Source organism: Aeromonas sp. (assembly GCF_051657805.1).
Classification (GTDB): Bacteria; Pseudomonadota; Gammaproteobacteria; order Enterobacterales; family Aeromonadaceae; genus Aeromonas.
In genome coordinates this window covers 67,825-92,385 of sequence record NZ_JBOFLJ010000024.1, presented here as the reverse complement: position 1 = coordinate 92,385, position 24,561 = coordinate 67,825, and the positions used below count along the sequence as shown (strand labels likewise).

Annotated in this window: 19 protein-coding genes; 10 read left to right on the top strand and 9 right to left on the bottom strand. The window is 61.9% G+C overall.

Translation table 11 applies throughout. From position 1 onward, the window contains the following. Positions 1–138: 138 nt before the first annotated feature. Positions 139–2,226, top strand: coding sequence for a methyl-accepting chemotaxis protein (locus tag ACRCYW_RS09470; RefSeq protein ID WP_438549870.1), 2,088 nt, complete (start codon positions 139–141; stop codon positions 2,224–2,226). 310 nt (positions 2,227–2,536) lie between these two features. Here ACRCYW_RS09470 and ACRCYW_RS09465 read toward each other — a convergent pair whose 3' ends face one another. Further along, a complete protein-coding gene (locus ACRCYW_RS09465; protein WP_438549869.1) occupies positions 2,537–4,267 on the bottom strand; it encodes a formate--tetrahydrofolate ligase in 1,731 nt (576 codons plus the stop codon). Between the two features lie 66 nt (positions 4,268–4,333). On the opposite strand from ACRCYW_RS09465, the gene ACRCYW_RS09460 reads away from it, so the two are divergent. Continuing rightward, positions 4,334–4,765, top strand: coding sequence for a hypothetical protein (locus ACRCYW_RS09460; RefSeq protein WP_438549868.1), 432 nt, complete (start codon positions 4,334–4,336; stop codon positions 4,763–4,765). Between the two features lie 27 nt (positions 4,766–4,792). Here ACRCYW_RS09460 and ACRCYW_RS09455 read toward each other — a convergent pair whose 3' ends face one another. Continuing rightward, a complete protein-coding gene (locus tag ACRCYW_RS09455; protein ID WP_438549867.1) occupies positions 4,793–5,695 on the bottom strand; it encodes a LysR family transcriptional regulator in 903 nt (300 codons plus the stop codon). Positions 5,696–5,804: 109 nt separating this feature from the next. On the opposite strand from ACRCYW_RS09455, the gene ACRCYW_RS09450 reads away from it, so the two are divergent. From ACRCYW_RS09450 to ACRCYW_RS09435, 4 genes are all read left to right on the top strand, one after another. Further along, positions 5,805–6,365: a YceI family protein gene (locus tag ACRCYW_RS09450; RefSeq protein ID WP_438549866.1), complete on the top strand. Its 561-nt coding sequence runs from the start codon at positions 5,805–5,807 to the stop codon at positions 6,363–6,365. After that, on the top strand, positions 6,365–7,102 hold the full coding sequence (locus ACRCYW_RS09445; protein WP_438549865.1) for a hypothetical protein: 738 nt from the start codon (positions 6,365–6,367) through the stop codon (positions 7,100–7,102). The genes ACRCYW_RS09450 and ACRCYW_RS09445 overlap by 1 nt, the downstream gene beginning before the upstream one ends. Positions 7,103–7,287: 185 nt before the next feature. After that, a complete protein-coding gene (locus tag ACRCYW_RS09440; RefSeq protein ID WP_438549864.1) occupies positions 7,288–8,409 on the top strand; it encodes an adenosylhomocysteinase in 1,122 nt (373 codons plus the stop codon). Beyond that, the gene (locus tag ACRCYW_RS09435; protein WP_438549863.1) at positions 8,406–8,711 is read left to right on the top strand and encodes a SelT/SelW/SelH family protein; all 306 of its coding nucleotides are present in this window, start codon (positions 8,406–8,408) and stop codon (positions 8,709–8,711) included. The genes ACRCYW_RS09440 and ACRCYW_RS09435 overlap by 4 nt, the downstream gene beginning before the upstream one ends. 83 nt (positions 8,712–8,794) lie before the next feature. Here ACRCYW_RS09435 and ACRCYW_RS09430 read toward each other — a convergent pair whose 3' ends face one another. Both ACRCYW_RS09430 and pepT read right to left on the bottom strand, forming a co-directional pair. Next, the gene (locus ACRCYW_RS09430) at positions 8,795–10,498 is read right to left on the bottom strand and encodes a lysophospholipid acyltransferase family protein (protein ID WP_438549862.1); all 1,704 of its coding nucleotides are present in this window, start codon (positions 10,496–10,498) and stop codon (positions 8,795–8,797) included. 118 nt (positions 10,499–10,616) lie between these two features. Continuing rightward, positions 10,617–11,840, bottom strand: a complete 1,224-nt coding sequence (gene pepT, locus ACRCYW_RS09425) for a peptidase T (RefSeq protein ID WP_438549861.1) — start codon at positions 11,838–11,840, stop codon at positions 10,617–10,619. A gap of 1,068 nt (positions 11,841–12,908) precedes the next feature. On the opposite strand from pepT, the gene speA reads away from it, so the two are divergent. Then, positions 12,909–14,810, top strand: coding sequence for a biosynthetic arginine decarboxylase (speA, locus tag ACRCYW_RS09420; RefSeq protein WP_438549860.1), 1,902 nt, complete (start codon positions 12,909–12,911; stop codon positions 14,808–14,810). Between the two features lie 112 nt (positions 14,811–14,922). Here the strand turns inward: speA and ACRCYW_RS09415 are convergent, their stop codons facing one another. Next, positions 14,923–16,029, bottom strand: a complete 1,107-nt coding sequence (locus tag ACRCYW_RS09415) for an LPS O-antigen chain length determinant protein WzzB (protein WP_438549859.1) — start codon at positions 16,027–16,029, stop codon at positions 14,923–14,925. 564 nt (positions 16,030–16,593) lie between these two features. Between ACRCYW_RS09415 and ACRCYW_RS09410 the strand changes: the two genes are divergently transcribed. Beyond that, entirely contained in the window at positions 16,594–17,181 is a 588-nt protein-coding gene (locus tag ACRCYW_RS09410; RefSeq protein ID WP_438549858.1) for a histidine phosphatase family protein, read from the top strand. 97 nt (positions 17,182–17,278) lie between these two features. On the opposite strand, the gene ACRCYW_RS09405 is transcribed toward ACRCYW_RS09410, so the two are convergent. Together ACRCYW_RS09405 and ACRCYW_RS09400 are read right to left on the bottom strand one after the other, a co-directional pair. Then, entirely contained in the window at positions 17,279–19,372 is a 2,094-nt protein-coding gene (locus ACRCYW_RS09405) for a putative bifunctional diguanylate cyclase/phosphodiesterase (protein WP_438549857.1), read from the bottom strand. 375 nt (positions 19,373–19,747) lie between these two features. Continuing rightward, a complete protein-coding gene (locus ACRCYW_RS09400) occupies positions 19,748–20,431 on the bottom strand; it encodes an HNH endonuclease (protein ID WP_438549856.1) in 684 nt (227 codons plus the stop codon). 259 nt (positions 20,432–20,690) lie between these two features. Between ACRCYW_RS09400 and ACRCYW_RS09395 the strand changes: the two genes are divergently transcribed. Beyond that, entirely contained in the window at positions 20,691–21,059 is a 369-nt protein-coding gene (locus tag ACRCYW_RS09395) for a VOC family protein (protein ID WP_438549855.1), read from the top strand. Between the two features lie 109 nt (positions 21,060–21,168). Here ACRCYW_RS09395 and ACRCYW_RS09390 read toward each other — a convergent pair whose 3' ends face one another. Continuing rightward, positions 21,169–21,384 (bottom strand): DUF3955 domain-containing protein, encoded by a 216-nt coding sequence (locus ACRCYW_RS09390; protein WP_438549854.1) that lies wholly within the window; start codon positions 21,382–21,384, stop codon positions 21,169–21,171. A gap of 175 nt (positions 21,385–21,559) precedes the next feature. Continuing rightward, the gene (gdhA, locus tag ACRCYW_RS09385; RefSeq protein WP_438549853.1) at positions 21,560–22,906 is read right to left on the bottom strand and encodes an NADP-specific glutamate dehydrogenase; all 1,347 of its coding nucleotides are present in this window, start codon (positions 22,904–22,906) and stop codon (positions 21,560–21,562) included. Between the two features lie 594 nt (positions 22,907–23,500). Between gdhA and rluF the strand changes: the two genes are divergently transcribed. After that, positions 23,501–24,532, top strand: coding sequence for a 23S rRNA pseudouridine(2604) synthase RluF (gene rluF / locus ACRCYW_RS09380; RefSeq protein ID WP_438549852.1), 1,032 nt, complete (start codon positions 23,501–23,503; stop codon positions 24,530–24,532). Positions 24,533–24,561 lie beyond the last annotated feature (29 nt).

Genomic DNA, 24,561 nt, shown 5'->3' with positions numbered 1-24,561 from the left:
TGTCTATTCCCACTCTTTGCCACATCTCATTTGGCGCCGCTCACAAAACGGCGATGAAATTCACCGTGGTGAGTTCACGCCGCCCGGATCAGCCCTTATGATGCCTGCCTTTTTTGGCCCTGGAGACGCTCCTTCGTCATGTTTCGTTCCATCAAATATCAAGTCATGTTCTTCGCCGGCTGCATCCTGCTGGCTACCGTCCTCAGCGTGGTGGGATACGGCTACCTCTCCCTGTCCGGCATGCAGGCTCGGATCCAGCAGGAGAGCCATGACAGCGCCCGCCAGCAGTCGGGGCAGTGGCTGCTGACCCTGGCGGACGGTCAGGCGAGCGAGGTGGCGCGCTCCTTCGAGCTGGCGCTGGATGCGGCCGAAACCCTGGCAGCCCTGCTGGCGGGCAACGTCCATCAGAGCAAGCCCCTGGATCGGGAGGCGGTGACCGCCCTGCTCAAGGACATAGGCGATCGCAACCCTGACTTCCTCAGCATCTACAGCGGCTGGGAGGCGAATCGCTTCGACGGCCTGGATGAGCTCTATCAGGGGGGCAGCCAGCACAGCCAGGCCTCCGGCAACTTCGCCCCCTACTGGAGCCGCGGGGCGGCGGGCTTTGCCCTCAAGCCCCTCGGGGACTTCTACAGCAAGACGCCGAGCGCCACCGGGATCCGGGCCTCCGAGTGGTACCTCTGCCCCCAGGAGAGCAAGGCGAGCTGTGCGGTCGACCCCTCCGTCTATCAGGTCAACGGCCAGCCGACCCTGCTCACCTCCTTCGTGGTGCCCGTGCTGGACGGAGGCAACTACCTCGGCATGGTGGGGGTCGACTACTCCCTGAACTATCTGCAGCGCCTCGCCGACGGCATCAGCCAGCGGGTATTCGACGGCCAGGGGAGGGTGCGCATCATCAGCCCCATGGGGATCATCGCCGCCGACTCCGGTGACGGCGACCACGTGGGGAAACGGCTGCAGGATGCGGATCTGCTGGCTCAACTGCGGCGTGCCGAAGCCGGGATGGCGGAGAGCGACGCGGGGTTGAGCGTCTTCTCCCCCATCCGCCTCAACAAGGTGAAGCAGGCCTGGGGGATCGCCATTGAGGTGCCAAGCAGCGCCCTCTATGCCCAGTATGAACAGCTGGCCCAGGCCAGGGCCAGTGACTTCAGTCGCGGGCTCTGGACCCAGTTGCTGGTGGGCATGCTGGTGGCGGGGGCGGGCCTCGTCGGTATCGCCCTGGCGGCGGGCTCCATCTCCCGGCCGGTGCAGCAGACGGCGCGTATGGTGTCCCGCCTCTCCAGCGCGGGGGGGGATCTCACTCAGCGCCTGGATCAGAACCGACGGGACGAGACCGGAGCCTTGGCCAAGGGGATCAACCAGTTCGTCGCCACCGTGCAGGGCATAGTGAGTGACACCGCCACCAGTGTGCACGAGTTGCAGCAGGCGGCGGTGGCCTCGACCCGCCAGGCCCAGCAGGGGCTGGCCAGCAGTCAGCAGCAGCTGGAGCAGGTGGAGCTGGTGGCCACGGCGGTGCATCAGATGTCCTCGACGGCGGACTCGGTCGCCAGCAGCGCCCAGATCACGGCGGAGGCGGTAGACGAGACGCGCCACGCGGTGCACAAGGGGCAGCAGGTGGTGAGCGCCTCCGCCAACGGCATTCGTCAGCTCAGCAGCCAGGTGAGCGAGGTGTCGGACAAGATCACCGCCCTGCAGCAGCAGGGGTTGCAGATAGGCAGCATCCTGGATGTGATCCGGACCATCTCGGAGCAGACCAATCTGCTGGCACTGAACGCCGCCATCGAGGCCGCCCGGGCCGGTGAGCACGGGCGTGGCTTTGCGGTGGTGGCGGACGAGGTGAGGGCGCTCGCCTCCAAGACCCAGATCTCGACCCAGGAGATCCAGCAGATGATCGACAGGCTGAGGGACACCACCAGCGAGGCGGTGGACACCATGGCCGAGGGGCGCCATCTGAGCAGTGTGGCGCTCGAGGATGCGGAGCAGGCGGTGCGGGAGCTTGCGACCATAGTGCAGGCCGCCGATCGCATCGGCGACATGGCGACCCAGATAGCGAGCGCCGCCGAGCAGCAGTCCAAGGTGAGCGAGGAGATCAACCACAACGTCAGCAACATCCACGAGGCGGCCAGCGCCTCGACCCGGGTCGCCCGGGAGCTGGATGCCCAGAGCCAGCAGATGCACGGCCTGACCGAGGCGGTGATGAGCAAGCTGGGGCGCTTCCACTACTGATATCGTTCTGCTTGTCATAGTAAAGACCCCGCCAATCGGCGGGGTCTTTTGTTTTGTGAGCCGGCAGCACGGCAGGCCGTTATGGGCTCAGCCCCACGATGTCGCCATCGTCGTCGATATCGATATGGTGGGTAACCGGGGGCAGGCTGCTGAAACTCAGCTCAACCCCACTATCTCACCGTCGTCGTCGATATCGATATGGTGGGTAACCGGGGGCAGGCTGATGAAACTCAGCTCAACCCCACTATCTCACCGTCGTCGTCGATATCGATATGACGGGTAACCGGGGGCAGGCTGCTGAAGCCATGACTCAGCTCAGTCCGACGATATCGCCGTCGTCGTCGATATCGATATGACGGTAGGCGGGCAGGCTGCCGAGCCCCGGCATGGTCATGATAGGGCCGGCCAGGGCGTAGACGAAGCCGGCGCCGGCGCAGAGCCGCACCTCCTCGATGGGTACCTCGAAGTCCGTGGGCACCCCCTTGAGGGCGGGGTCGTGACTCAGCGACAGCGGCGTCTTGGCCATGCAGACCGGCAGATGGTCCCAACCCGCTTTGGAGAGGGCCGCCAGCTGTGTCCGGGCCTTGTCAGAGAGGGTGACGCCACGGCCGCCATAGCCGCACTCCACCAGGGTGGCGAGCTTGGCGTCCAGGCTCATGGCATCGGGGTAGAGCAGTTGAACCTCGCTAGGTTGCGCGCAGGCTTCGACCACGGCGCGGGCCAGCTCGCTTGCCCCGGCGCCGCCTCGGGTGAAGGCCTCCGACAGGGCCACGCCACAGGCACCCGCACGTCGCGCCTCCTCCTCCAGCAGGGCCAGCTCGGCCGGGCTGTCGCTCGGGAAGCGGTTGATGGCCACCACCACGGGCACCCCGTAGCGGCGGGCGTTGCGAATGTGCCAGGCGAGGTTGGCACAGCCCTGGCGCAGGGTCGGCAGATCCTCATCCTGCAGGCTCGTCGGCAGGGGCTGGCCCGGACGGATGTCGAGCAGGCCGCTGTTGGCCTTGAGGCTGCGCACCGTCGCCACCAGCACCACGCAGGAGGGGGGAATGCCGGACTGGCGATGCTTGATGTTGAAGAACTTCTCCAGTCCCATGTCGGAGCCAAAGCCCGCCTCCGTCACCACGTAATCGGTGAGCGCCAGCGCCATGCGATCGGCGATGACCGAGGAGTTGCCATGGGCGATGTTGGCGAAGGGGCCGGCGTGCACCAGCACCGGGGTCTGCTCCGTGGTCTGCATCAGGGTGGGTTGCAGGGCATCCTTGAGCAGCACCGTCATGGCCCCCGCCACTTCAAGCTGTTCGGCGGTAATGGGATTGCCGCGCAGATCCAGGGCGAGCTGGATGCGGCCGATGCGCTCGCGCAGATCCTTGAGATCCCTGGCCAGCGCCAGTATGGCCATCAGCTCGGAGGCGGCGGTGATGACGAAGCTATCCTGGCGCTCGACGCCATCGGCCGGGCCGCCCTGGCCTATGGTCAGGTGGCGCAGGGCGCGGTCGTTCATGTCCAGGGTGCGCGGCCAGAGGATGTGGGTGGCATCGATATCGAGGCGGGCCAGCCCGGTTCTGGGGGTAAACTCATCGCCGAGCTTCTGCTCGTGGAACAGGCGGGCGTCCAGAGCGGCGGCGGCCAGGTTGTGGGCGGCGGCCAGGGCGTGGAAGTCCCCGGTCAGGTGCAGGTTCATCTCCTCCATGGGCACCACCTGGGCGTGACCACCGCCGGCGGCTCCCCCCTTGACCCCGAACACGGGGCCGAGACTCGGCTGGCGTATGGTGGCTATGCTGGGCTGACCGATGTGGTTGAGCCCCATGGAGAGGCCGATCGTGGTCACCGTCTTGCCCTCCCCGAGGGGCGTCGGGGTGATGGCGCTCACCAGCACCAGCTTGCCATGCTTCTTCGGGGGCTCTTTGAGCAGGGCCAGGCTGAGTTTGGCCTTGTGGTGGCCATGGGGGTGGATCAGGTGCGGCGGGATGGCGAGCCGCCGGGTCAGTTCGTCGATGTGCAGGCGGGGGGACTGGCGGGAGATCTCGATATCGCTTAGCATCAGCACCTCGTTGGCATGTCGGGTCAAAGATGCGGCGAAGTCTAGAGGAATCAACAAGGTTATCCAATGAGTAATAATATTTTATCCGGTAGTCGTGAGCGGCATCTAAGCCCCATACTGCTGGATCTCAACGCCCTCTATCATCCCCCCAAGCAGCCGCTCACCGCCCTTGGCATCGTCAGCGCCTTCATTCCGCTGTTCGGCTACGGCTGGCAGGCGATGACCCAGGATCCCGAGACTCACTTTCGCCACGAGCTCGGCAAGCGCATCAACAAACACAAGACGGATGAGGCCAACCTTGTCCTGACCCTGCAACTGGCGGGCATGCTGGACTGCCACTGCCTGCACATCAGCCTGCCCTATGTGCTGGAGGGCGATCAGTTCGCCGCCTTGCAGCGCCGCCTGCCGCGCTGGCAACTGACCCTGAGCGAGCAGTTGCTGGTGGCCGAACTGCCCGTGCCGGCCGCAGCTCAGAGCGACTCCCAAACCAAGTCCTGAACATCGGCCTCGCTGCCATTTGATCCCTTATTCCTCCCGGTCCCAATAGTGGGGGGCGAGGTAGCGCTCCTGCACGAACTCGATGAAGCAGCGCACCTTGGCGGAGACGAAGCGGCGGTGGGGGTAGAGGGCATAGAGCCCGATCTGCCCCTTGTTCCACTCGGGCAGGAGCGACACCAGCTCCCCCGAGCGCAGGGCATCCCCGACGATGAAGGTGGGCTGCCAGATGATCCCCATGTGATTGCAGGCGGCCCGGGTCAGCACCACCCCGTTGTTGGCCCGAAGGGGTCCCTGCGGGCGCACGTTGACTTGCTCCCCATCCCGTTTGAATACCCAGTCTGGTTGGGTCAGGGTGTAGATGAGGCAGTCGTGCTGCTTGAGATCCTCTGGGGTCCTGGGAGTGCCGCGTCTTGCCAGGTAGTCCGGGCTGGCGCACAGCTCCAGCTTCATCATGGCGAGCGGCTTGGCCACCAGGGAGGAGTCCGGCAGGTTGCCGATGCGCAGCGCGAGATCGAAGCCCTCTTCCACCAGGGCCACCCGCCGGTCGCTGTACTCAATGTCCAGCTTGAGCTCGGGGAAGCGCTCATGGAAGAGCGGCAGGGCGGGGGAGAGGTGCAAATAGCCGAAGTCCATGGGCACCGACAGCTTGAGGGTGCCCTGGGGCTGCTGGTTGTTGTGGGTGAGCTGGCTGTGGGTCTCTTCCAGCTCCGCCAGCAGGGCCAGGGAGCGCTGGTAGTAGAACTGGCCCGCCTCGGTCGGGTTGACCTGGCGGGTGGTGCGGGACAGCAGCCGGGTGGAGAGGGACTCCTCGAGCTGCTGCATCAGCTTGGAAGTCATGGCCACCGAGATGCCGAGCTGGTGGGCGGCCTTGGTAAAACTCTGACACTCCACCACCTTGATGAAGGTGCGCATGGCGGCTATCTGGTCCATATTCCACTCTCGGTTGATAATTATTTTAATAAATCGGTGATTATCCATTCCTGTTCGGAGGTTAGCATGTCGGGTACCAATGTGAACCCTAATTGAAGGAACGACTGGAATGAAAATGACCAAGGCCCTGCTGGCTTCCTGCCTGTTTATGACGGCACCCCTGATGGCGGCCGATTACGACGTGGATGCGGCGCATACCACAGTCCAGTTCAAGGTGGGCCACCTGGGCTTCTCCGAACTGGTGGGCCGTTTCAACACCTTCAGCGGCACCTTCAGCATGGACGAGGCCAACCCGGCCGCGGCCAAGGCGAGCTTCGAGATCGATGCCGCCAGCGTGGACTCCAACCACGAGGCCCGTGACAAGCACCTGCGCAGCCCGGACTTCCTGGACGTGAAACAGTACCCCAAGATGACCTTCGTCAGCACCGGCTATGAAGGCACCAAGGACAAGGGCGTGCTCAAGGGCACCCTGACCCTGCACGGCGTCGCTAAGCCGGTGGCGTTCGAGCTGGTCCACATCGGTGAGGGCAAGGATCCCTGGGGCGGCTACCGCAGCGGCTTCAACGCCACCACCACCATCAAGCGCAGTGACTTTGGCGTGAACTACATGCTGCCCGGCATCCCTGACGAGATGGGCATCAACCTGTTCGTCGAAGGTGTGCGCAAGTAATGGGCGCAGCACTCCTGTTGCAAACCCTGGCGGCTCCCTTGGGGGCCGCTTTGCTGTCATGGCGCTGGCCACGGCTGGGGTATCTGTGGGGTGCCCTGGCCCTCTGGCTGGTGGGCTGCCTGCTCGGCGGCGCCTACGGGTTGCCGGTCAAGGCGTGGCAATGGCTGCCCCTGACCCTGCTGGTGCCCGCCATCGCGGCCCAGGTTGAGGACAAGCGCGCCGCCCTGCTGCTGTTTGCGGCTCTGGGGGCCCTGGTATGGTGGCAGGGGTTGGCGACGGTTATCGCCAGCGAGCCGCGCATCTGGTTGGCGCTCTTGCCCGCCATCGCCTGGTTTGGCTGGGCGGGGTGGCGGGGTGATGGCGCAGAGGGGCTTGGCTTTGCCCTCGGCTTCATCTGGCTGGCGCTGGTCATCGGCATCGATGGCAGCCTGCTCATCGCCCAGCTCGCCGGGGCCCTGGCGGCGTTCGCCGGCTTCCGCGCCCTGCTCGGGGTCTTCGCCGGTGTCACCACGTCCCCGGCGGCCCTGGGGTTGGCGCTCGCCTTCGTGCAGATGCTGGCCTGGCAATACGTGGAAGTGCCTCTCGTGGTGCTGCTGCCGGTCTGGCTGCTGCCCCTGCTGGAGTGGGCATTGCGCAGCAAGCCCTGGCTGGCCCGCTGGGGTCTGCTGATCCTGGTGGCGGGAGTCGGTGCCGGACTGAGTCTGTGGTGGGTCTGGCCCGAGGCCTCACTCTACTGATTTTTGCATGAAAAACAGTCTATTACCCCTTAATTTGCATGGCCGGTCATAGTCTGCACAGATAAAGATTGAGCCCCATAGTGGTTTCGGATAAAAAGGATTTTCAATTATCTGGACACACACAGAACCCGGCTTGGCCGGGTTCTGTTTGCCTGCATGCTTGCGGCACACTAAGGAGGCCACAGTTGCGCAGTCAAGGATCTGAGCATCTGTTTTTTCGCCATTTCATCGAGCAGCCGCGCCTCGAGGATCTCTGTATCCTGCTGGTGACCCATCTGCTGCCCGATCGCCCCCATTTCATTCAGGTGCTGGACCGGGTCGGGCGGGTCGGCGCCATCTTGCCCAAACCCAAGTCGGTACACGGAGCGACCCTGAGCTGGGCCCAGCAGCACTACCCCGTCCTTCCCCTCAACCGCCACTGGACCTCGGATCCGGACGAGGTGATCGCCCAGATAGCCCCCCTGATCCAGGATCATGAGCGGCTCATCATTCTGGACATCGGCGGCTACTTCGCCAGGACCCAGTCCATCCTGGCAGAGCACTTCGGTGAACGTTTCATCGGGGTGGTGGAGATGACCGAGAACGGCCATCAGCGCTACGAGCAGGAGCCCCTGGCCGCTCCCGTGGTATCGGTGGCCCGCAGTCCCCTCAAGCAGGCGGAAGATATCCAGATTGGCCTCAGCGTGGTCTACTCCGCCGAATCCCTGGCCCGCACCCTGAGGCGCACCTTCAACGTCTGCCAGGCCGCCCTGTTTGGCTATGGCAAGGTGGGGCGCAGCATCGCCCGCGAGCTGCGCTGTCGCAACCTGCACCTGGAGCTGGTGGAGACGGATGCCCTGCGCCAGGTGGAGGCGCTCTCCCACGGCTTCAAGCTGGTGAACAAGGCCGAGGCCCTCAGCCGGGCCGAGCTGGTGATCTGCTCCACCGGCAACGGCTCCCTCGATATCGAGGATCTGCTGGCCCTGCGCCCCGGCGCCATGCTGGCCTCGGTCACCTCGGCCGACGACGAGTTCGCGTTCTGCCTCTCCCAGCTCTCCTGGCCGAGCGCCGAGGTGTGCCCCCACGTGTTGGCCCTGACCCGGCCGGATGGCAGCACCATCTTCCTGCTCAACCGGGGGGAGGCGGTCAACTTCGTCCATGGCGCCGTCATCGGCGAATACGTCTACCTGGTGCTGGCGGAGATCATCGAGGGGGTGCATCAACTGGCTCGCCAGACGCCGCCCCCGGGCCTGTTCGAGCTGCCCCAGACCACCATGAATGCCATCGCCTGCCACTGGCTGGCGGATTTTCACGGAGTGACCCAATGACAGATCCCCTCATCCTCAAGCCCCGCATCGAGATCCGCTACTGCACCCTCTGCCGCTGGATGCTGCGGGCGGCCTGGCTGGCCCAGGAGCTGCTCTCCACCTTCGATAGCGATCTCGGCGAGGTGGCCCTGGTGCCCGCCAGCAAGGGGGAGTTCAAGATCCTGGTCAACGGGATCCAGGTGTGGGACAGGGTGGCGGACGAGGGCTTCCCCGAGGCCAAGGAGATCAAGCAGCGGGTGCGGGACATCATAGCCCCCGAGCGGGATCTCGGGCACTCGGACCGCAAACCCGCCGCAGAGTGAGCCGCGGCAACATGACGACACAAGGGAGGCTGATGCCTCCCTTGGTGTTTTTGGACGTTCACGTCGGCTGCAGGGCCGAGAGGTCATGGCGCGGTGGACGGCTGATCGATGTAGCGGGCCCGCTTGTGGGGCTTGATGCGGCTCACATCCACCCACACCAGGCCGTCGATGCAGTGGTTGAAGGCCGGATCTATGCCAAAGTCCATGAACTGGACGCCCCCCGGCTCGCACAGCTCCGAATACTGCTTGTAGAGGGTGGGGATGGCGCAGCCCAGGTTGTCGAGGCGGGCCTTGAGCACCTTGAGATCGGCGCCGTAATCCTGCCCCTCAAACAAGGGGGGCGTGGCCGGGTAGGGGCGCCGGGAGGGGGCCTGCGCCAGCTCGGGGGCGAAGTGCTGGCGATAGAAGCTCACCAGCAGATCCTTGGCCTGGGGCGGCAGGCTGCCGGAGAGTGACACTGGCCCGAACAGGTAGCGGTAGCGAGGGTAGCGGGCCAGGTAGGCACCGATGCCGAACCAGAGGTAATCGAGCCCCCTCTTGCCCCAGTAGGCGGGCTGGATGAAGCTGCGGCCGAGCTCGATGGCCTGCTCCAGCCGGGGCAGCAACTTGTCCTCGAAGCCGAACAGGCTGTGACTGTAGAGGCCGGGAAGGCCTTTGCGCTCCAGCAGCTCGGCCACCGGAATGAAGCGGTAGGCCCCGACTATGTCGAGCCGGGCGGGGTCCCAGAGGATGAGGTGATGGTAGTCATCGTCGAAGGCGTCGAGGTCCCGCCGCCGCCCCGAGCCTTCCCCCACCGCCCGAAAGGCGATCTCCCGCAGGCGCCCGAGTTCGCGCAGGATCACCGAGTGGCTCTGCTCGTGGCGGCGATAGAGCAGGATCCGCTGGCCATCCGGGGTCTGCCCCAGCACCTCGCAGCCATCGATGGCATCTTTCAGCTGGCGGCGCTCCTCCGGCAAGGCGATGGGGGCCTCGGTCTGCAGGCGGCCGGACTTGCCCCGGCCGATGCGATAGAGGTGGCTGCGCACCAGGCTCGCCGCCGTCCTGGCCGGCAACTCGCCGAGACTCGCCGGCGGAATGCGCTCCCCTATGGTGAGGGGGATACGCCCCCCTTGCTGGCGAAACAGCTGCTTCACCAGCAAGAGCCCCGCCAGCTCTTTGTTGAACCAGGAAGTGAGATAGAAGCCCGCACCGTTGCGCCCGCTGAGATGGACGGGCACCAGGGGGCTATGGGTGCGTCTGGCCAGCTTGATGAAGCCCCCCTGCCAGGGGCCGTCTTTCACCCCCTTGGGGCCGAGGCGGGAGACTTCCCCCGCCGGGAAGATGATGAGGGCGCCGCCCTGGGTTAGATACTCCCCCATGGCCAGGATGGCCTGCTTGTCTGTCTTGCCACCCAGGTTGTCCACCGGCAGCAGCAGCGGGCGCAGGGGCGCGATCTGGGCCAGCAGCCGGTTGGCCACTATCTTCACGTCCGGCCGGATCCGGCCTATGAGCCGCAGCAGGGAGAGCCCGTCCAGGGATCCGATGGGGTGGTTCGCCACCAGGATGACCCGGCCGCTGGCGGGGATGTTTTCCAGCTCCTTCTCGCTCACTCTGTAGTCAAAATCGAGCTGCGCCAGGGCCTGCTCAATGAAGTCGAGGCCGCGCAGGTGTGGGTAGTGTTCGGCAAAGTGCTGGAAGGCCTGCTCGTGCAGCAGCCAGCCGAGCCCTCGTCTGAACAGGGGTCGGAGCAGAGGCTGGCGGCTGAGTTGGGGCAGGTGCTGTTGCAGCAGGGTATCGACGTTGAACATGGGGCGGCTCCACTGATCCTTTGCCCCAGCGTGCGCCCCTTCTGTGCCTGCCTCGTGGCAGTGAGATGACAGTTTGATGGCAGGGCGACGGACTCGCCCTGCCATCAGCGTGCCGGTTTCAGCCTCGCCAGGCGGCGGTGAGTCGCACCAGCTCCACCAGGGTGCTGACCGCTTTCTCCATGGATTGCAGCGGGATGAACTCGTGCTTGCCGTGGAAGTTGTGGCCACCGGTGAAGAGGTTGGGGCAGGGCAGACCCATAAAGGAGAGGCGGGCGCCGTCGGTGCCGCCGCGGATGGGTTTGATCCTGGGCACCACGTCGGCGGCCTCCATGGCGGCCTTGGCCAACTCGACGATGTGCATGTGCGGCTCTATCTGGCTGCGCATGTTGCGGTAGCTGTCGGTGATCTCGAGCTGGATGCGCGCCTTGGGGTTGTCCAGTTGCAAGGAGGCGACCCGCTCCTTGAGCTGGGCCTTGCGGGCAGCGAAGCCGTCGTCGTCGAAGTCGCGGAGTATGTAGTGCAGTGTGCTCTCCTCCACGGTGCCGTTCATCTGGGCCAGGTGGAAGAAGCCCTCATAACCCTCGGTGCACTCCGGGGTCTGTGCCTGCGGCATGTCGGCGTGGAAGCGGGCGGCCAGGGTCTGGCTGTTGATCATGCCCCCCTTGGCGGTGCCGGGGTGCACGTTGTTGCCGACAAAACGCACCGTGGCGCTGGCGGCGTTGAAGTTCTCGTATTCCAGCTCGCCGAGCTCACCGCCGTCGACCGTATAGGCCCACCTGGCGGGGAATCTGTCAAGCGGGAAGAGATCGGCGCCCCGTCCGAGCTCCTCGTCCGGGGTGAAGCCGACCCAGAGATCCCCGCGGGGGATCTCTGGGTGGTTCTGCAGGTGGTCGATGGCGGTCAGGATCTCGGCGATCCCCGCCTTGTCGTCGGCGCCGAGCAAGGTGGTGCCGTCCGTGGTGATGAGATCCTGGCCGAGGTAGTTCTTCAGGAAGCGGTATTGGCGGATGGCCAGCACCTCGTCCCCCTTGCCGAGGCAGATATCCCCCCCCTGATAGTTCTCGACTATTTGGGGGACCACGAACTCGGCCTCGTAGTCGGCGGTGTCCATGTGGGCGATCAAGCCGATGGCCGGCGCCTCCGGCTGGTTGCCCGGCAGGCAGGCGGTGAGATAGCCGTTGTCATCCAGGATCACCTGGCTCAGACCAAGCTGCTGCAGCTCCCCCTGCAGGGCGCGGGCGAAGAGGCGCTGCCCCTCGCTGCTCGGGCAGGCGGGATTGCACGCATCGGAGCGGGTATGGAAAGTCAGGTAACGCAGAAAACGCTCAAGCAGGGTATCCATTGGCAGGCCTCAGACAGATGATGAGGGGTTATTGTGGCCAAAGCGGCCCCGCGGCTTTTTGCGTCAGCGCAGTTTTTGGCGCATTTGTGAAAATGGATGCAGAAATGTTTCCCCGGGGGCGCGGGCGAGGGGAAAGCGTCATGTTTGAATAAAAATTCCAAATTAAAGGAGGAATAAGCGGTTCTGATGTGGCCGGATATGACCTCGTCCCAGCACTGGCAAGGCATCGGGGAAAAAAGGCTGTTCACTCGTTATTTTCAGGGGAAATCATGAAGGGGGTCATGATGCGCCATCCCAGAGCCCGCGTGGCTGACAGCCGGATCTGAACGAGCGGCAAACACCGATTTTTTTACGCGATTTTTTATTGTCACTGGCCGCGGTAAATGTGTACACTCCGCGCCGATCCAAGGGTAACCCTGCGCAGGCAAGAGGCCGCCAGAACCCGGAGGATCACGCGCCTATAGGGCGAGGCACGCAGAAACGACAGACACTGCTAGGGCATGGTTTCTTTAATACCGGTTAGGCTCCGGTATCAGGGAGAACAACGGACTCTCATCATTTCGCAGACCGAGTGGGCCAATGGCTCATCATCTTCCCTTGTCATGGGCGGTCGTCGATGTTGAGTTGGCTGTGGTGGTTGTCGTCTAACAACACGGTTGCGTGCAGATGCCTTCCCTCTCTTCCTGGACACCTCCCTACGTCGTCGCGACGGCTGCCGAATGATGAACAAACGGCGTGGCTGATGCCGCTTGTCATCAAAGTACCGCGGTGCCTCCTTACAGTGGCGCCGTATACCGTTGAGCTTGATGTAAAGCCACCAGCCCCACATCAAGACTCGTTACTTCCCCAAGATCCACCAGGCAGCCTTGGCTTGCCGCGATTTGCAGATGGTCTGGATGTGATGGCAGGAAACCCCTGATCAGAGGATGGCGAACGTCGCCACCCTGGCGCGGACCCTGACCGGTTCCAGCAGGCAGCTTTGGCTTGCCGCGATTTGCAATAGATGGTCTGGATGTGATTGAGGGTAACGAAGGCGGCCACTGGCCGCTCATTTGCGAGGCATAGCCCATGACTAACTGGTCCAGCAAGGACTCCTTGAAGGTCTACAACGTTCCCTACTGGGGTGCGGGTTTTTTCAATATCAATGACGCCGGTCATGTGACCGTCTCCCCCGACAAGTCTCGTCCCGAGGCGCAGATCGTGCTGTCCGATGCCATCGAACAGCTGCGCCAGTCCGGGCTGACCACCCCGGTACTGCTGCGTTTCCCCGACATCCTCAAGAGCCGGGTCGATGCGCTGTTCAACGCCTTCGGTCAGGCCATCGAGAAGTCCGCCTATGAGGGGGACTACCTGTGCGTTTACCCCATCAAGGTGAACCAGCAGCGCCGCGTCATCGAGACCATCAGTCAGTCCTACAGCGACAAGCCGAGGCTTGGGCTGGAAGCGGGCTCCAAGCCGGAGCTCTTGGCCGTGTTGTCCCATCACCATGAGCAAGGCTCGGTGATCGTCTGCAACGGCTATAAGGACCGTGAATACATCCGCCACGCCCTCTTGGGCAACCTGATGGGCCACAAGGTCTACATAGTGGTGGAAAAGCCCTCCGAGCTGGAAATGGTGCTGGACGAGTCGGCTCGTCTGAACATCAAGCCCAACATCGGGGTGCGTGCCAAGCTGGCTTCTACCGGCTCCGGCATGTGGGAATCGAGCGGCGGCTCCATGTCCAAGTTCGGCCTCTCCGCCTCCCAGATCCTGGCGCTGGTGGAGCGTCTGCGCGGCCTCGGCAAGCTGGACTGCCTGCAACTGCTGCACTTCCACCTGGGCTCCCAGATCGCCAACATCCGCGACATCCAGGGCGGCATCCGCGAGTGCGGCCGCTTCTACGCCGAGCTGCGCCGTCTCGGCGTGCCCATCGACGTGGTCGATGTGGGCGGCGGCCTGGGCGTGGACTATGAGGGCACCCGCTCCCAGAGCCACTGCTCCGCGAACTACAGCCTGTCCGAATACGCCAACAACGTGGTTTGGGGCATCGGCGATGTGTGCCGCGAGTTCGACTTGCCGCACCCGACCATCATCAGCGAGTCCGGCCGAGCCCTGACCGCCCACCACGCCGTGCTGGTCACCGATATCATCGGGGCCGAAGGGGTGGAGATGAACGACATCAGCGAGCCGGACGAAGACGCACCCACCATCTTGCAGAACATGTGGAAGGGCTGGCTGGATCTGCGCACCGAGGATCCCTCCCTGCTGGAGATCTACCACGACTCGGTGGCAGACCTTGGGGATGTGAACGCCCAGTACACCATGGGTCTCTTGAACCTCGAGCAGCGCGCCTGGGCCGAGATGCTGCACCAGAACACCTGTCTGGCGCTCAAAGAATTGCTCAACCCGGTCAACCGCAACCACCGTGCCCTGGCCGACGAGCTGAACGAGAAGCTGGCAGACAAGTGCTTCGCGAACTTCTCCCTGTTCCAGTCCCTGCCGGATGCCTGGGGTATCGGTCAGGTGTTCCCCGTGATGCCCCTTGCCGGCCTCGAGCGCCCGCTCAGCCGTCGCGGCATCCTGATGGACATCACCTGTGACTCAGACGGTCAGGTAGAGCACTACGTCGACGGCCTCGGCGTCGAGAAGACTCTGCCGATGCCGGAGTACGGTGCGAACGAAGCGTGCCACATCGGCTTCTTCCTGGTGGGCGCCTATCAGGAGATCCTCGGCGATCTGCACAACCTGTTCGGTGACACTCACTGTGCGGAAGTGTGGCTGGATGAAGAGGGCAAGATGGACATTCGCAACGTGGTGCGCGGCGACACCGTTGACCAGCTGCTGCGTTACGTCAACATCGATCCCTCCGTCATCCGCGAGAACTACCAGCGGATCGCCTCCCACCCGGCGCTGGACGACGCGACCCGCAAGGCTCTGCTCGACGAGCTGGAGCTGGGTCTGCAAGGCTACGCCTATCTGGAAGAGGAATAAGCCGCGGCTTGTTCATCCGTTCCGCGAGAACATTCCGTAAGAACAAAAGCGGAGCGGAAAAAAGAAACGGCGCCTTAGGGCGCCGTTTTTATTCGTTGATGGAAGGTTCGTATTAGCTCGCCTTGGCATACTTAGGTTGATAATCATAACCTGCAGCCAGTGGTCTCTTCTCTTGGCGAAAAGCATGCTGAACCAACACCATTCCAACCCCCAACATGCCACCCAGCATTGTCGCCAAGATGACGATCAGCGGGCGTTTGGGCTTGTCACGCCGCAATGGTGAACTCGGTGTGTCCAGGTAGGAGAAGGGTACCAGCTTCATATTATTGAAGCTGATGTTCTCCAGTCTATTTAGTTGTACTTTTAACTCCATAATTTCTGGCATGTAGTCTTCAATTTTTAATGACTTGAGTATGGCTAGCTTTCTTTCCAGCGCATTCTTCCCAAGCGTGATGGGGAAACGATCACCATAGTTGAAGTTTTCCAATGGCTTGCTGACTCCAGCAGCATTGGCAATGCTCATGCTGTATTCAATACCTTCGATCTCTCTTGCCAGGTTGCGTTTGGCATCCTCTGTACGCAGTTTTATTTTTAAACGAAGGTTTTCAATTTGACTATTTCTGTTGTTCTCCAAAATTTCAAATAGCTCTTTGCTCTGGAGCCCAACAATATAGTCAATATAACCGGTCAACATTGGTAGCGTATCTGACTTATCAAAGAAAGAGAAAGAGAGATGAATACCCGGTTGCTCCCCTTTCTTATCTTCTGGAGATATCTTCATCCAATCGGACCAAGTTCTCAAAAGTCTTTGTTTCTCTACATCATTCAAATTATTGTTCTTGACATAGCTTTCAAACTGAGCTGTCGTTTGCAGATAGTCACTTACGTTATTGTAAGATTTAAACTCCAACAAAAAATCATCATAAATAGCAGTATTGCTCTTTGTGCCAGCCAGACCTTGTATATTCAAAATGGCTCTGAGTCGATCCAATTCCAGAGTATCTCGAGGTTTGGGTTGATAAATAGTCGCGTTGGCAGTCCATTGTTCGGACGCCGTCATGGCATAGAATAGCCCTAAGCAGCTACACATACATGTCACGAGTAAAATACGGAATTTCTTCTTCCATACTAGTGAGATTAACTCATAGAGGTCTATCTCATTCTCGCGATACGTTATCTCATGTCTGGCACTGAGCTTGTTGTCTATTCTATCATTCATGGCTGGCTCGGTCACAAATTGTCGCAGGCTTTCGTTTATACTGCATTTGAGACCTATTTTCACCTATTCATTCACTGTTTTTAGATATCAAACCATGCTTGGTATTCTTATGAATACCTTTCGGCCACTCTCAATTGTTTGCATTTATGAATGATTGTTAATTTTTATGAGGTCTCGCGAATGACAAAAAACATGGGTGTTTAATAACCAGTTTGTTAATTAAAGTCCACGTGAAAACGCTGATGTGTAATATCCGTCAATGTTATTAAGGCTATCTATTGAAGCTAAATCACCTCCCGGTTACCACCAGCAGGAGATGGAGAGAGATATAGATACCGTTGGCGTGAGTATATTCCTGCGCCACCTAGGTGAAGTTGGAGCTGTACTTCTCGATGTTCTCAATAGGTGGGTCGACATAGATAAAGTCGTCCTATCCTCGGGTTTCTGAGTCAGCAGAGCGTGATGCTTCAGCAGGAAAATGAAGGGCATCGCACATCCTCCCCCTTGGCTGATATCTGCTATCCTGCCCCTTTGTTTTATCTCGTTGAACCTGTTGGAGAAATCATGTCTCGCATCATCTATCTGCTGCGCCACGGCCAGACCCGTTACAACGCCGAGCAACGCTTGCAGGGACGCTGCAACTCGGATCTGACCGCCAAGGGGGAGGCACAGGCCATTGCCATGGGGGATCGCCTGTGCGAGATCCTGGATGAGCCGGCGCGCTGGACCCTCTACGCCAGCCCGTTGGGGCGCGCCCGCCAGACGGCGGAGTTCGTCTGTCAGCGACTGGGGCTGGATAGTGAACGCATCGTCTGGGATGAGCGGTTGGTGGAGCTCGGCATGGGGGAGTGGGAGAGCTGCCGGGTGCCGGATCTGCTGGAAGAGTATCCCAGTCTCGATATCAGCCAGCCGGACTGGTATCTGCAAGCCCCGGCGGGGGAGAGTGTCGAGAGCATCCAGCACCGCGCCCGGGGCTGGCTGATGGATCCGACCATCGCCGAGCGTGCCATCGTGGTCTCCCACGGCCTGCTCGGCGCCATGCTGCGCGGTGACTACGCGGATTTAGACTACAGCACCACCTGGCGTCAGGAACTGCCCCAGGATGCCTTCTTCAAGCTAAGCGGTGGCCGCATCGAGCGGATCCCGTGCTAAGGGGCTGCTCGCTCCCTTATTAGTGTGACAGGGCTCTTGTGAGAGATTGCCAGCGCCATCTTCGTCCTGCCCCAGGCAACCCCCGAATGGCGCCTGGCTATGCCTGGCATAACGAGGGCGCCTGGTTTAGGGAACAGTGGGCCAGCAGCTGCTCCGCAGGCATGGGTCTGCCGAGCAGATAGCCCTGCAGGGTGTCGCAACCCAGGGCGGTCAGCAGGGCGCGCTGGCAATCCGTCTCCACCCCCTCCGCCACTATGCGCATCCCCAGGGCCTGTCCCAGGGCGATGATGGCACTGATGATGGTGGCATCCTCATTTGTCTGCTCAAGGGTGGTGACGAAGCCCTTGTCTATCTTGAGCTCGCTGGCAGGGAAGCGCTTGAGATAGAGCAGGCTGGAGTAGCCGGTACCGAAGTCATCGATGGAGATCCCTATGCCCAGCTGTGCCAAGCGATTGAGGATGATGAGGCTCTCCTCCGCATTCTCCATGGCGGTGGACTCCGTGATCTCCAGGGTCAGGTGACGGGCCTCCAGCCGATGGCGGCGCAGGCTGGCCTCCACCTCCTCCAACAAGCCCGGGCTGGCGAGCTGAATGGTGGAGAGGTTGACCGCCACGCTCCAGTCGTGGTGGCCCGCGGCGCGCCAGTGGCTCATCTGGCGGCAGGCTTCGTCGAGCACCCAGTTGCCGATGGCGATGATGAGTCGGCTCTTCTCCGCCAGCGGCAGAAAGCTGGCCGGGGAGATGGCGCCATGGAGCGGGTGGTGCCAGCGCAGCAGCGCCTCGGCACCGACCACCTTGCCCTCTTGGGCGTCATATTTGGGTTGGTAGTGCAGGGAAAATTCCCCCCGCTCCAGCGCATGGCACAGCTCCTGTTGCAGCAAGAACTGCTGGTGAGCGTTGGCGTTCATGGCGCTGTCGAAGAAGTCGTAGTCGTTGCGTCCCCGCTTCTTGGCATGATACATGGCGGCATCGGCGTTCAGGGTCAGCTCATGCAGGCTGGTGCCATCCTGGGGATAGACGGCGATGCCTATGCTGGCGGTCACGTGCAGGCTGTGGTGCTCCCAGGCATAGGGCTGGGCCAGGCTCGCCAATAGGCGCTCGGCAAACGCACTGGTTTGCGCTTGCTCCCCAGGCGCCAGGGCCAGCACAAACTCATCTCCCCCAAAACGGGAGGCGCAGTCGTTGGCGCCGAGCAACCCCTTGATCCGCTGTGCGACCTGCGCCAGCAGCCGATCCCCGGTGTGATGACCATGGGCATCGTTGATGATCTTGAAGCCATCCAGGTCGAGAAACAGCAGGGCGAAGCTGTCTTGGCTATGCCGGCACTCCGAGATGCGCTGCTCCAGCCGATCGGCAAACAGCAGGCGGTTGGGCAACTGGGTCAGGCTGTCGTGCAGCGCCAGCTTGAGCAGCTCGTCGTGCGCCTGATGCAGAGAATCGGAGAGCCGGGCCGCGTGGGCATCCAGCATGGAGAGCACCAGGGCGATGGTAAACACGGCCAGGGTGACGATGATGACCACGGTGGCCAGCCACTGGGTATTGAGCCCGGTGTAGAGGGCGCCGCACAGGCTGTGTTCCGGAAACTCGGCGGCGGCCATGCCGGTGTAGTGCATGCCTATGATGGCGCACCCCATCACCAGGGACGCCAGGGCCTTGCTGAAGAAGGCGCGCTGATGACTGTCGCGCAGGCGAAAGGCTATCCAGAGCGCGGCGCCGGAGGCGAGCACGGCGATGACGATGGAGAGTATGACGAGGCCGACATGGTAATGAATGCCGGGCATGATCTTCATGGCGGCCATGCCGATGTAGTGCATGCTGGCGATGCCGGCCCCCATCAGCAGGGCGCCGATGACAATATGGCGCCAGGGCAACTGGGGCCTGCTCACCAGCCAGAGCGCGAAGGCCGATGAGACGATGGCGGCCACCAGAGAGAGCCCGGTCAGCACCAGATCGTAGCCCAGGGCGATGGGCAGATTGAAGGCGAGCATGCCGATGAAATGCATGGACCAGATGCCGAGCCCCATGGCGAAGGCGCCACCGGCGAGCCAGAGCGCGGCGGCGCGGCCCTTGCTTTGGCTCACCCTGCTCGTCATGTTCAAGGCCGTATAGGAGGCGAGGACGGCCACCAGAATGGAGAAGAAGACCAGATCCTGGCTGTAAGAGCTGTCGAGCATGGTGTGGGTCGCGGTCACGTTCATTCACTCAGGAATAGGGCGGTTTGACAGGGCGGGTTGGGTGGTCAGGCTGGGGTGCCGATTGTACATGAGGACCATGAAAAAATGGCCAGGGGTAAGTGCCAAAATGGGTGTCGGCGCTGGGATTTAGTGCTGATTTCTCTCCTTTTGATGCACTTTGCATCCATGAACTCTTTTCTTGGACCCAAACATTCCCACTTAAAAATCATGGGGATAGCTAAAGGCGCTCGATCTTATGCCCTGCCCATCTCCATGGGGTACTCAATAAACGCCCGGCGAGCGAGGTGAGAAATGCGTGTTGCCTGCAGCAGGCGCTGGGCATTCGCTAAGGGCCCGTCTGGGGGCATAGTGGGGAGATAGAAAGTGGTTCCCCTATTCTCGAACCAGTCGTACCAGCTTTTGATAAAGCGCCTCTCTCAACACCCCCTGGTCGGCGCCATAGTGCAAGGCTCGGTGACAGTTGGGGCAGAGGGCCACCGTATTGCCGATGGTGTCTGAGCCTCCGTCCGCCAGGGTGCGCAGGTGGTGGACCTCCAGGAAGGGGGCTCCTGTGGTTGTGGTGAAGGGGGCTGGCTTATCGCAGCATTCACACAGACCCGCCGCTGTCATCAAGACCCAGGCCTTGACCTTAGGGTCGCGTACATAGCTAGTTGCAGCGCTATAGAGCGGTTTGGGATCTTGAATACCTGCTGGGGGTAGGGGGTCGGGTCTTGCCTGATAGGCGATGACCTTGTGCTCAAACTCGGCGAGCCCGGTATAGGGCAGGCCTTCCAGCTCACAGATGAGGCACTCCAGAATGGGGGTATGCTGAGGGCCAATATTTTTGAGAGGATTTAACCCAGAGACCCAGGTCAGGCCCAGCAAGGCGTAGAGGTAGGAGATATTCTGCATCCGAAACTCGAAAGCTTTCTCGGTGCGCCCGAATCGCTCGGCCAACTCGGCGTAATAGTGCCGCTTTGTATAAGGCTCGCCTGCGCGCTCTTTCTTGCGCATCTCGCTGTAAGCCGCAATCGCCGCCCTCAACTCTTCTTCTGTCCAAGGCTTTCCTAACGCCACCCCATGCCTCCGCGTGGTGATGTCGACCCTGGTTTCCCCCTATTGTCTGGTCATCTGGGTTGGCAATAAGGGTCATGGTCGACTCCGATCATCTGGGATGCAACCTTACCTCAAACGACACCGTAATGCAGCGGATGATCACCATAAGATTAAGATTTTAAAAGCATTTAATGAAATTTAGAGAGCCTGCGCTTTCGCACAGTTCTGCCGATTATTCTGGCGTAGGATGAGAAAGGATATTCGGCGCCAAGGAGGCAGCATGATCAGCCATATCGACCATCTGGTGTTGACGGTGAGCGACATAGAGCGCTCGGTCGCGTTTTATAGCTCGGTGCTGGAGATGGAGGTCATCACCTTCGGGGCCGGGCGGCGGGCCCTGCGTTTTGGCAACCAGAAGATCAATCTGCAACTGCTGGGGCAGGAGCCGCGCAACCTGGCCCAGGTGGGGGCGGGGGACATCTGCCTTATCACCCACTGGACGCTTGAGCAGGTGGTGGCGCAACTCCATCATCACGGAGTCGAGATAGTGGAGGGCCCCGTGACCAAGAGCGGTGCCTGCGGACCCATTGAATCCGTCTATTTCCTGGACCCGGATCAGCACCTTATCGAGATAAGTCGCTACCTCTAAGGCGGCTTATGTTGATTTAGAAGACAAAGGCAGTGCAGACAGCCTGTGATGTCGATAGTCGTCGAGCCTCTGATACCCAGGGCAGGTTCGGAGAATGACGACAACTGGTTCAGCTTGCCTGTGAGCGCCCTTGCTGGCGTCTCGCCCTGATCACGCCGAGGATAGCCACACCCGCCCCCGCCAGCAACAACAGATAGCCGAGGGGGAGCAGGGGAAAGGGCTCATGCAAGAACCCCTCTTCATCCAGGGTGGAGCCGATCAGGCTGAACGCCATAAAGCTGACGACCCCCAACCCCATCAGAAAAACGCCGCACTTGACCATCATATTGTCCTCGCTCCGTGTAAAGAGCGGGCACTCTGTCATGGCCGGGTGAAGGGAGTGTGAAGTGGGATGCGAAAGGCACAGGTATGAAGTTGCTGAAAACGCATGTGAAGAGGGCAGCCATGGGCTGCCCTTCGTGATCGGAGGCCGTGGAGCCTTCCCCGCTATGGCGCCGGGATCAGCAGACCCCTTGCGCCAGCATGGCGTCGGCGACCTTGACGAAGCCGGCGATGTTGGCGCCGCTCTCGTAGTTCACATGATGCTCCCCGTCCTGACCATAGCGCACGCAGGTGCCGTGGATGCTGGTCATGATCCCCTTGAGGCGAGCGTCCACCTCCTCCCGGGTCCAGGAGAGGCGCTGGGCGTTCTGGCTCATCTCGAGGCCAGAGGTGGCGACCCCACCGGCGTTGGCGGCCTTGCCCGGGGCGAACAGCACCCGGGCCTGATGGAACGCCTGGATGGCGGCGGCGCTGGAGGGCATATTGGCCCCCTCCGCCACCAGTTGCACGCCGTTGGCGATCAGCAGAGCGGCATCTTCGGCGTCCAGCTCGTTCTGGGTGGCGCAGGGCAGGGCGACCTGGGTCGGCAAGTGCCAGGGGGTGCGACCGGTGAAGAACTCGAGCCCCAGCTCGTGGGCGTAATCCGCCACCCGCTTGCGCTGCTCGTTCTTGAGTTCCATCAATCGAGCCAGCTTCTCGGGGGTGAAGCCGTCCGGATCATAGACGGTGCCGCCGGAGTCGGAGGCGGTCACGACCTTGGCGCCGAGGGCCATCGCCTTCTCGATGGCGTACTGGGCCACGTTGCCGGAGCCCGACACGGACACCGTCATTCCCGCGAGAGACTGGCCGCGGTGGGCCAGCATGGCTTCGACGAAGTAGAGCAAGCCGTAACCGGTGGCCTCCGGGCGAATGAGGCTGCCGCCGAAGGAGAGTCCCTTGCCGGTGAAGACGCACTCGGCGCTGTTGGTGAGCTTCTTCATCATGCCCGCCATGTAGCTCACCTCGCGCCCGCCGACACCGATGTCGCCGGCCGGCACGTCGGTGTTGGCACCCAGGTGGCGATAGAGCTCCAGCATCAGCGCCTGGCAGAAGCGCATCACCTCTCCCTCGCTCTTGCCCTTGGGATCAAAGTCACTGCCCCCCTTGCCGCCGCCCATGGGCAGGGTGGTGAGGGCGTTCTTGAAGGTCTGCTCGAAGGCGAGGAATTTCAATACGGAGAGATCCACCGAGGGGTGGAAGCGCATGCCGCCCTTGAAGGGACCGATGGCGGAGCTGTGCTGGATGCGATAACCGCGGTTTACCTGCACCTGGCCCTGATCATCGACCCAGCTGACTCTGAATTGCACTAGCCGCTCCGGCTCCACCAGGCGCTCGAGCAGGCCGTGTTGCAGGTAGCGGGGATGACGCTCGATAAAGGGCCAGATGGAGGCGACCACCTCGCTCACCGCCTGGATGAACTCGGGTTGATGGGGGTTGCGCTTGGCCACCTGGGCCAGAAAGTCGGCCTGGGAGAGGGAATGACTCATCGATAACTCCTGTCGTGAATGATGCATTTGGCTTCTTGCCGGAGACGATCATGCCCCGCACCCACATGGCTGCGCGATGGCGGGAATGAGCGGTGATCGCAGGGTTGCGATCTTTGCCGACCCCGGTGGCGCCGAGGCGGCCGGGCGGGCAAGATAATCCGTGCTGGCGAAAATCTTTTTATGCATTTTTGATTAATAAATAGCAAGCAATAGTTCTGCTGTTTTGCACCGGTGTGGTGCGAGTCGCGCCGCTACTGCGCCCTCACAGGGCGAGTCGTGGCGATTTCCTCGGGTGAGCCGGCCTGGGTAAAAATTGTGTCAAATATGCATGAATGGAAGAGGGATGGTCTTGGTGATCCCGAGGGGGCTTGAGCGGTGACCGAGGCGCTCGTGGGGATGGCGATCCTCCCCTTGGGGAGACGGATGCCAAGTATCCGGGGAAGGATGCGGGGCAATATGCTACTGTAGCGGCGTTTTTTGATGATGCAGGCTTCTTGCCTCCTTGAAGATGGAATTCTATGCAGACTAACCCGACGACGTGCTGGTCAGCCCAGCCGACCCCTTTCTCGACCCTTCAGCACAGGCAGGTGACCCATGCTGGCCGATGAATCCATGCGCCTGAACAAGTACATCAGCGAGAGCGGCATCTGCTCGCGCCGCGAGGCGGATCGCTTCATCGAGCAGGGCAACGTCTTCATCAACGGCAAGCGCGCCGGCATAGGTGATCAGGTGTTTGCCGGGGATCTGGTCAAGGTCAACGGTCAGGTGATCGAGGCGCGGGAGGCGGACAGCCTGGTGTTCATCGTGCTGAACAAGCCGGTGGGCATAGTCTCCACCACGGAGGCGGGGGAGAAGGACAACATAGTCGACTTCGTCAACCACAGCACCCGCATCTTCCCCATAGGCCGGCTCGACAAGGACTCCCAGGGGCTCATCTTCCTCACCAACCACGGGGATCTGGTGAACAAGATCCTGCGGGCGGGCAACGATCACGAGAAAGAGTACCTGGTGACCGTCGACAAGCCGGTGACCGATGAATTCATCCGCGGCATGGGGGCCGGGGTGCCCATCCTCGGCGCCGTCACCAAGAAGTGCAAGGTGAAGAAGGAAGCCCCCTTCGTATTCCGCATAACCCTGGTGCAGGGGTTGAACCGCCAGATCCGCCGCATGTGTGAGCACTTCGGCTTCGAGGTCACCAAGCTCGAGCGCATCCGCATCATGAACGTCAGCCTCAAGGGGCTGCCGGTGGGGGAGTGGCGCGACCTCACCGACGACGAGCTGATCGAGCTGTTCAAGCTCATCGAAGACTCCTCCTCCGAGGTGAAACCGGCCAAGGGGGCGGCGCCTGCCAACAAGCCGGCGGCCAAGGCCCCAAGCGGTGCGGGCGGCAAGACGGTGCAGGGCAAGAAGCCGCGCCGGGACGACGATCACGAGATTGGCGGGCGTCCCAACGTGCCGGGTCCGGCGGCGTTCGAGAACAAGAGCCCGGCGGGCAAGGGCGGTGCAGGCAAGGGAGCTGCCGCCAAAGGCGCCGCTGGCAAGGGCGCCCCGGCCAAGGGGGGCAAACCAGCCGCCGCGGGCAAGCCGCGCACCAACCAGGGCGGACGGCAGAAGAAGGGGCGCTAAGGCGCCCCGTCATTCGCTTTGCAACCTTC